The 7,805-nt window shown below is 47.4% G+C and carries 10 protein-coding genes; all 10 read right to left on the bottom strand.

The window, feature by feature from the left end; translation table 11 throughout:
- Nucleotides 1–347: 347 nt before the first annotated feature.
- Nucleotides 348–992, bottom strand: a complete 645-nt coding sequence (locus KNO99_RS14325) for a KinB-signaling pathway activation protein (RefSeq protein WP_214749797.1) — start codon at nucleotides 990–992, stop codon at nucleotides 348–350.
- Between the two features lie 11 nt (nucleotides 993–1,003).
- The gene (locus tag KNO99_RS14320) at nucleotides 1,004–2,035 is read right to left on the bottom strand and encodes a P-loop NTPase (protein ID WP_074032486.1); all 1,032 of its coding nucleotides are present in this window, start codon (nucleotides 2,033–2,035) and stop codon (nucleotides 1,004–1,006) included.
- A 134-nt stretch (nucleotides 2,036–2,169) separates the two neighbouring features.
- On the bottom strand, nucleotides 2,170–2,562 hold the full coding sequence (rpsI, locus tag KNO99_RS14315) for a 30S ribosomal protein S9 (protein WP_012727644.1): 393 nt from the start codon (nucleotides 2,560–2,562) through the stop codon (nucleotides 2,170–2,172).
- Nucleotides 2,563–2,587: 25 nt separating this feature from the next.
- A complete protein-coding gene (gene rplM / locus KNO99_RS14310) occupies nucleotides 2,588–3,025 on the bottom strand; it encodes a 50S ribosomal protein L13 (RefSeq protein ID WP_026824852.1) in 438 nt (145 codons plus the stop codon).
- 143 nt (nucleotides 3,026–3,168) lie between these two features.
- On the bottom strand, nucleotides 3,169–3,909 hold the full coding sequence (gene truA, locus KNO99_RS14305; RefSeq protein WP_214749794.1) for a tRNA pseudouridine(38-40) synthase TruA: 741 nt from the start codon (nucleotides 3,907–3,909) through the stop codon (nucleotides 3,169–3,171).
- Nucleotides 3,906–4,697 carry an energy-coupling factor transporter transmembrane component T family protein gene (locus KNO99_RS14300; RefSeq protein ID WP_074032475.1) on the bottom strand — a complete coding sequence of 264 codons (792 nt, stop codon included), beginning with the start codon at nucleotides 4,695–4,697 and terminating at the stop codon, nucleotides 3,906–3,908. Before KNO99_RS14300 ends, truA begins: the two co-directional genes overlap by 4 nt.
- The gene (locus KNO99_RS14295; RefSeq protein ID WP_214749792.1) at nucleotides 4,694–5,572 is read right to left on the bottom strand and encodes an energy-coupling factor transporter ATPase; all 879 of its coding nucleotides are present in this window, start codon (nucleotides 5,570–5,572) and stop codon (nucleotides 4,694–4,696) included. Before KNO99_RS14295 ends, KNO99_RS14300 begins: the two co-directional genes overlap by 4 nt.
- On the bottom strand, nucleotides 5,548–6,384 hold the full coding sequence (locus KNO99_RS14290) for an energy-coupling factor transporter ATPase (RefSeq protein ID WP_074032463.1): 837 nt from the start codon (nucleotides 6,382–6,384) through the stop codon (nucleotides 5,548–5,550). The genes KNO99_RS14295 and KNO99_RS14290 overlap by 25 nt, the downstream gene beginning before the upstream one ends.
- A 69-nt stretch (nucleotides 6,385–6,453) precedes the next feature.
- Nucleotides 6,454–6,807 carry a 50S ribosomal protein L17 gene (gene rplQ, locus KNO99_RS14285; RefSeq protein WP_012727650.1) on the bottom strand — a complete coding sequence of 118 codons (354 nt, stop codon included), beginning with the start codon at nucleotides 6,805–6,807 and terminating at the stop codon, nucleotides 6,454–6,456.
- 24 nt (nucleotides 6,808–6,831) lie between these two features.
- Entirely contained in the window at nucleotides 6,832–7,776 is a 945-nt protein-coding gene (locus KNO99_RS14280) for a DNA-directed RNA polymerase subunit alpha (protein WP_012727651.1), read from the bottom strand.
- Nucleotides 7,777–7,805 lie beyond the last annotated feature (29 nt).

The raw sequence follows: 7,805 nt of genomic DNA, 5'->3' as shown, positions 1-7,805 counted from the left end.
GAATTTGATATAGCTCTTAAATTGACGAAGCTTGCGCTTCATTCAAAAATTGTAAAACTTATTTTTGCCTCATCGTTCAGTTTTCAAAGACCAATCGTTGTCGTGTTAGCGACTTTTTAATAATAGCGATTTGACTTGTGAAAGTCAACCACTTTTTATTATTTTTTTCGCTTTCTGATTATTGTTTCGTGAACAACATCAGCGACGTTTATTAATATATCAGCATCGTCAAAAAACGTCAACTGTTTTTCTAAAAAAACTTTATTTTTTCTTCTAATGCAATCAAAATAAAAAACCAGTCGTTGAATTGTTCCCATGTTAAGGAGCAATTCAAGACCGGTTGATCGTTATGATGACTTAGAAGACATCTGCTTTTTAACTTTTTTCTTTCCTGTTTCTGATGAAGTCGACTCGGCCACTTGCCCAGTCTGTTGGAAACGATGAAGCATTAACACTTGATAAGCGTTCGCAAACACGAGTGTCGCGAGCGCCGGCCAAAGTAATGGAATTTCATCAGTTGTTTGAAGCGCTGGAATCCATTCGATTAACGTAATCACCGTCATCAAGAAGAGTGTCGGAATGAAAGCACTCATATTCGTTTGTTTCGCCTTACTTGCAGCAACTACCCAAGCGACAATTAATAACACAGCCATCTCACCGATATAACGCCACATATGATCGTTCCCAAATGCGAGCATTCGTAAATAAACGGCATCAAAGATTGCGAAAGCAATCAGCAATACTTGAACACGATTCCATAGACGTGGTCCTCTAAACAAGTCGAGACCGACTCGGTGGATGATTAGGTAGGCGAAGAAGCCCATCATGCTGATCCCGGTCCATGTACTCGAGTAACTGAGTGCCGTGACAATTGCCTCCCAGGACTGACTGACCAAATAACCCGGGTTCGCCAATAAATTCATTAGGAACCCGAACAACGTCCCAAACACGAGCGTTGTCCAAAACAAACGTAAAAAACCTTGTACTTTCATCTCTCACCGATTCACCCTTCTATTTGTTGAATGACTGCTTGCGCCAACTCATCATACGTATGCTCAAACGGATGCCCATCACGATACACAGATGGTGCAAAGTCTTCTTCGTTGTCATACGGTTGACCGAGTGGGATTTGAGCGAGGAGTTTACTCTTCAGTGCTTCTGAGAGTTTTTCTCCACCGCCATACCCAAATACGTATTCTTTCTCGCCTGTGACCTTACTTTCGAAGTAAGCCATGTTCTCAATGATCCCTAACACTTTATGGTTCGTTTTAATCGCCATTGCCCCTGCACGTGCAGCTACGAAGGCTGCTGTAGCGTGAGGTGTCGTCACAATCAACTCTTGACATGATGGGAGCATGGAATGGATATCGAGCGCGACATCTCCTGTTCCTGGTGGTAAGTCGAGCAATAGATAGTCAAGGTCTCCCCACTCCACATCATTAAAGAAGTTGTTGAGCATCTTCCCGAGCATCGGTCCGCGCCAGATAACAGGTGCATTATCTTCAACGAAGAAGCCCATCGAGATGACTTTTACACCAAATCGCTCAACTGGGATGATTTTTTCTCCACGAACGACTGGACGTTCTTCGATTCCGAGCATATCTGGAACGCTGAAACCATAAATGTCCGCGTCAATCAATCCAACTTTCTTCCCAGCACGCGCAAGCGCAACCGCTAAGTTGACGGATACTGTCGACTTCCCTACGCCACCTTTACCTGAAGCGATAGCGATAAATGTCGTTCCTGAATTCTCGCGAAGGATTGCTGGCTTTGTTGCCTCCTTCAAACTTTCATCGTTCAATGCTTCAAAGCGAAGCCCGACCGTCTTAAAGCCTTTCCCCTTGAGCAATGTGACAATCTCTTGTTGTAACTGAAGCTGTTCCCCGCTCCCTGTTTGTCCGAGTGCCACTTTCACACTGACGTAATCTTCTTTAATGCGGATGTCTTTGACTCCCGCTGTATCTCCAAGCGTTCGGTTGATCGTTGGATCAACGAGCCCCGCCAATTCCTCGCGTACTTGCTCTACTGTAAGCATATCGCTTCCCCCTTATAACTGTTTCGATATCAGTATATCAAAAAAAGCGTTTTCTTGACGGCTTTGGAATCGACTAATTCAAACAAAAAACTCTCCACCCGAAAGGATGGAGAGTTCGAACCACTTCGCGAAGATTAACGCTTCGAGAATTGTGGTGCGCGACGTGCTGCTTTAAGACCGTATTTTTTACGTTCTTTCATACGAGCGTCACGAGTTAAGAAGCCTTTTTCTTTGAGGCTTGGACGGAATTCTGGGTCCGCTTGAAGAAGCGCACGTGATACGCCGTGGCGAATCGCTCCAGCTTGTCCAGTGTATCCACCACCGTTAACGTTAACGATTACATCGTATTTACCTTCTGTTTCAGTCAATACGAGTGGTGATTTAGCCATCATGATTAAAGTCTCATGACCGAAGTATTCTGAGATATCGCGGCCATTTACAACAACTTTGCCGTCACCTGCAACGAGGTGAACGCGAGCCACCGAGTGTTTGCGGCGGCCTGTTCCGTAGTAACGTACATCTGCCATCGTTTAGTTCCTCCCTGTGTCTCGATTAACCGCGAAGTTCGTAAACTTCTGGTTTTTGTGCTTCATGCTTGTGTTCAGTTCCAGCGTAAACGTGGAGTTTGTTGAATTGTTGACGACCGAGTGATCCTTTTGGAAGCATCCCTTTGATCGCGAGTTCAAGCATACGCTCTGGACGTTTTGCGAGAAGCTCTTTTGCAGTTTGTGATTTCAAGCCGCCTGGATGACCTGAATGACGGTAGTAGATCTTGTCATTCAATTTGTTACCAGTCAATTTGATTTTCTCAGCGTTGATGATGATGACGTGGTCTCCGCAATCAACGTGTGGTGTGAAAGTCGGCTTGTGCTTACCGCGAAGAAGTGATGCTACTTCACTAGTCAAACGACCGAGTGTTTTGCCTTCTGCGTCGATAAGGAGCCATTTGCGTTCTACTTCAGATGCTTTAGCCATGAATGTTGTGCGCATGTGGAATACCTCCTAAAATGTCTGTTCACTTAATTTTTTTGATGCTTTATCATAATCCTAGTTTACGGGGCTAAGATTGTGGTTCATCTCTAAATGTGAAAATGAAATGCCAATGAATATAATACGATTTTATAGAGGGAATGTCAATCTACTTTTTCATAATTCACATTCCATAAATACAAACCGTGTGGGGGCGCGGTAATCCCCGCCATACGGCGGTCTTTCGCTTCCAGCATTTCGGTGATGTCAGCCGGCTTATATTTGCCTCTCCCTACCTCAATGACCGTCCCAGCCATGATACGTACTTGATTATATAAGAAACCAGAACCGACGAAACGGAATACGATCTCATCCCCCATTTCGAGCACTTCTGCTTCAAAGATGGTACGAACACGGTCCTCGACTTCCGCCTTTGTCACAGAGAACGATGTAAAGTCGTGGGTGCCGACTAGCCGCTCTATCGCCTCACGCATTCGATCAAGGCTAAGGTCATACGTCACCGTGGCAGCATAGTGCCTTCTGAATGGATCCTCGGTCTTACGGATATGATAGCGATACTCTTTTCGCTTCGCCCCATATCGAGCATGGAACCCAGCATCCGCTTCTTCTGCTTGTTTGACGAGGATGTCGTCGGGCAACATCGCGTTCAACGCTTTGACAAACCGCTCCGCCGGCATCTGTAACGAAGTGTCAAAATGAATCACTTGTCCTAAGGCATGGACACGAGCGTCTGTACGACCTGAGGCGACAATTTTGACGGGATGGCGATGCATTCGTGTGAGAACTGCCTCAATCTCCGCTTGAATCGTGTTCCCATTTGGCTGTACTTGATATCCCGCGTAGTGTGTCCCGTCATAGGCAACTGTCAGTTTAATCCGTCTCATCCAATCCCTCTCAATCCGAACAATATGAGTGATAACGCGACAAAAATCAGCAGTACTGCTGTATCACGCGTCTGCCACTCCATCTCACGCAACCTCGTCCGTCCTTCACCCCCACGATACCCACGAGCCTCCATCGCCGTAGCGAGGTCCTCAGCGCGCTTAAACGCCGAGATGAACAATGGAATCAATAAAGGGATGACTCCTTTTAAACGAGACTTCCATGGACCGCTCATCAAATCAACCCCTCGTGCTTGCTGGGCTTTCATGATTCGGTCTGTCTCGTCTGCAAGAGTTGGTAAGAAGCGAAGCGAGATCGATAACATCAAGGCAATCTCGTGTGCCGGTACACGAATCCGCTCAAACGGTCGCAGACCCGCTTCAATCGAATCGGTCAATTCCATCGGTGTCGTCGTCAATGTGACGAGTGTCGTTAACATGACGAGATAGAAGAACCGGAGCGAGACAATCAGTCCCATCCGAATCCCTTCTGAGTAAATGGCAATCGGGCCAAATTCAAAAAGGAGTGTCCCGTCACGATTAAATAATAACTGCAAGATCAACGTGAAGACGATCAAGAAAAGAATCATCCGTAAGCCATTCCATAAATAACGCCACGATAGTTGTGATAGTTTCACCGCAAATAATGTGAACGCTAGTAGAAACAAGTTCGTCCATAAGTTATCCGCTAAAAACACGACCGGGATAAATCCTAAAATAAAGAGTGTCTTCGCACGGGCATCGAGTGAATGGAGCCAGGAATGACCCGGTATATATTGACCAATAATCATATGGCTCCCCCTCTCAAGTGCTCTGCGATCCAATCCGCTAATTCGGCCTCCGTTCGTACGAGTGGAGTGACCGTTTCCCCAAAAGCCGGTGCTAGATCACGGGCGAATCGGAGAACGTGCGGGATATCAAGCTGGAGACGACGTACGAGAGCTTCATCCTGAAACAACTCAAACGGATCGCCATCGAACGCTACCTGTCCACGCTCCATCACGACGACGCGTTCCGCGTAAGTGAGCACGTCATCCATATCATGAGAAACGAGAATCAGTGTTAGATTCAGCTCTTCTCGTAATCGTTTAAATAATGCCAGCATATCTCGTCTGCCAATCGGATCGAGACCCGCTGTCGGTTCGTCGACGATGAGGACGTCGGGGCGGCTTGCTAAGACGCCCGCAATTGCGACGCGACGCATTTGCCCCCCAGAAAGGTCGAATGGAGAACGGTCCCATAGTGATTCATCTAAACCGACGAGACGAAGTGCCTCATGGGCACGCTCTTTTGCTTCGGCATCTGTCGCGCCAAAGTTGCGCGGACCGAACATGACGTCGCGTTCGACCGTCTCTTCAAACAATTGGTGCTCAGGATATTGAAAGACGAGCCCAACGCGACGCCGAAGCGGCAAGAGATTTTGTTTTTTATCACGACGCGTTCGAATTGGTGTGACCGTGATGTCATCGACCACGACACGTCCATCAGTCGGTCGTAATAAGCCGTTCATATGTTGAACGAGTGTTGATTTCCCAGAGCCCGTATGCCCAAGAAACGCAACAAGCGCTCCCGACGGAATGGTTACATTCACATCGCGCAGCGCGGTTCGTTCAAACGGAGTATTCATTTGATATTGATATGTTACTTCTTCAATGCGTATCGGCATAGATGGTTCACCAACTCCGAATGTTGTAGCATCAGACGATCGAGTGGAATGCCACGTGCCTTCAGTTCGAGTTGCATCCGGACAATGAACGGAACATCCAATTGAATGTCACGAAGCTGATCGGGATGTTGAAACACGTCTTCAGGTGTACCGGTCATCGCAATCTTACCTTTCGATAATGCAATGATACGGTCGGCAAACAACACTTCGTCGAGCTCGTGTGTAATGGCGACAACGGTCATCCCTTCTGAGACGAGCTGTCGTACCGTTTGTAATACCTCTTGTCGCCCAATTGGGTCGAGCATCGAGGTCGCTTCATCGAGCACGAGGACACGCGGGCGCATTGCGAGAGCCGCAGCAATCGCAACGCGCTGCTTTTGTCCACCGGATAACTGATGCGGTTCACGGTCCGCTAGTTCCGATAATCCAACGCGCGCTAGACTGTCATCAATTCGACGAACCATTTCTTGACGTGGAAGTCCCATGTTTTCGAGAGAAAATGCCACATCATCGCGCACGGTCGCCCCGACAAATTGATTGTCGGGATTTTGAAAGACGACCCCGATCCGCGTTCGAACGTCCCACACGTCTGCGGCGTTCGATGGATCGAGTGTCTCGACGCGGACTTCCCCCTGTTCAGGAATAAGAAGTCCGTTCCACAACTTCGTCAGTGTCGACTTACCAGAACCATTATGGCCGACAATCGCAAGCCATTCCCCTTTATATACATCGAGCGACAGGCCGTTAAGTGCCGGCTCAGACTGTCCAGGGTAATGAAATACGACGTCCCGTACCATAATTTGCGATTCCATAGGTCGACTCCTTTCTGATGTGGAAACAGGGCAATACGTCACCGCATGCCCTGTTGACTGCCTAATGAATTAGACGAGTTCGATGATTACAACTTCTGCACCATCACCGCGGCGTGGGCCGACTTTCATGATGCGCGTGTATCCACCTTGACGTTCAGCGTAGCGTGGAGCCACGTCTTCGAACAATTTTTGGATTGCGTCTTTTTCTCCAGCGTTCTCCTTACGAACGAATGAAGCTACTTGACGACGGGCATGAAGATCGCCACGTTTCCCAAGAGTGATCAATTTTTCAACGACTGGGCGAAGTTCTTTCGCTTTTTGTTCAGTTGTTTGAATGCGCTCGTTGATGATTAGGTCAGTTGCAAGATCACGCAAAAGCGCCTTGCGTTGCGAGCTTGTACGGCCAAGTTTCGAATAAGCCATTACATTTCCCTCCTTCGGTTGAACTTAGTCTTCTTTACGCAAGCCCAAACCGAGTTCGTCCAACTTGTGTTGAACTTCTTCGAGTGATTTACGTCCGAGGTTACGAACTTTCATCATCTCTTCCTCTGATTTGTTTGCGAGTTCTTGAACAGTGTTGATGCCAGCGCGCTTCAAGCAGTTGTACGAACGAACTGAGAGATCGAGTTCTTCAATCGTCATTTCGAGTACTTTTTCTTTTTGGTCTTCTTCTTTCTCGACCATGATTTCTGCGTTGAGAGCCTCATCTGTCAAACCAACGAAGATGTTCAAGTGTTCAGTCAAAATTTTTGCTCCTAATGATACAGCTTCTTCCGGACGAATTGAACCATCTGTCCACACGTCTAATAAAAGCTTATCAAAGCTAGCGTCTTGACCGACACGTGTTTTATCTACTTCGTAGTTCACGCGTTGAATCGGTGTATAGATCGAATCGATTGGAATGACCCCAATCGGCATATCATCACGTTTGTTATCTTCTGCCTGGACGTAACCACGACCACGGCGAGCAGTCAAACGCATGCGAAGCGTCGCATTGTCAGCGAGAGTCGCGATGTGGAGCTCAGGATTCAAGATTTCAACGTCGCTATCATGGGTAATGTCTGCCGCAGTGACAGCACCGGCACTTGAAACGTTAATCTCAAGCGTTTTCTCTTCTTCCGAGTACACTTTGAGTGCTAACTTCTTGAGGTTTAGTACGATTTGAGTAACGTCTTCGACGACACCGTCAATCGTAGAGAACTCGTGAAGCACGCCATCGATTTGAACCGCTGTTACCGCTGCACCTGGGAGCGATGACAATAGAATTCGACGTAGTGAGTTACCGAGAGTAGTGCCATATCCACGTTCAAGCGGTTCTACTACGAATTTACCAAACGTAGCGTCCTCGCTGATTTCGACCGTTTCGATCTTTGGTTTTTCAATCTCGATCATCTGAACCCCTCCTTGAGTATATCCTGCCG

The organism is Exiguobacterium sp. s189 (genome assembly GCF_018617615.1).
GTDB classification, from domain to species: Bacteria; Bacillota; Bacilli; order Exiguobacteriales; family Exiguobacteriaceae; genus Exiguobacterium; species Exiguobacterium aestuarii_A.
This window is presented reverse-complemented; position numbering and strand designations above follow the sequence as displayed.

Coding starts and splice junctions, on each gene's coding strand:
- KNO99_RS14320 (WP_074032486.1), bottom strand. CDS start 2,035: ATGCTTACAGTAGAGCAAGTACGCGAGGAATTGGCGGGGCTCGTTGAT.
- KNO99_RS14325 (WP_214749797.1), bottom strand. CDS start 992: ATGAAAGTACAAGGTTTTTTACGTTTGTTTTGGACAACGCTCGTGTTT.
- KNO99_RS14300 (WP_074032475.1), bottom strand. CDS start 4,697: ATGATTATTGGTCAATATATACCGGGTCATTCCTGGCTCCATTCACTC.
- KNO99_RS14280 (WP_012727651.1), bottom strand. CDS start 7,776: ATGATCGAGATTGAAAAACCAAAGATCGAAACGGTCGAAATCAGCGAG.
- rplQ (WP_012727650.1), bottom strand. CDS start 6,807: ATGGCTTATTCGAAACTTGGCCGTACAAGCTCGCAACGCAAGGCGCTT.
- rplM (WP_026824852.1), bottom strand. CDS start 3,025: ATGCGCACAACATTCATGGCTAAAGCATCTGAAGTAGAACGCAAATGG.
- KNO99_RS14295 (WP_214749792.1), bottom strand. CDS start 5,572: ATGCCGATACGCATTGAAGAAGTAACATATCAATATCAAATGAATACT.
- truA (WP_214749794.1), bottom strand. CDS start 3,909: ATGAGACGGATTAAACTGACAGTTGCCTATGACGGGACACACTACGCG.
- rpsI (WP_012727644.1), bottom strand. CDS start 2,562: ATGGCAGATGTACGTTACTACGGAACAGGCCGCCGCAAACACTCGGTG.
- KNO99_RS14290 (WP_074032463.1), bottom strand. CDS start 6,384: ATGGAATCGCAAATTATGGTACGGGACGTCGTATTTCATTACCCTGGA.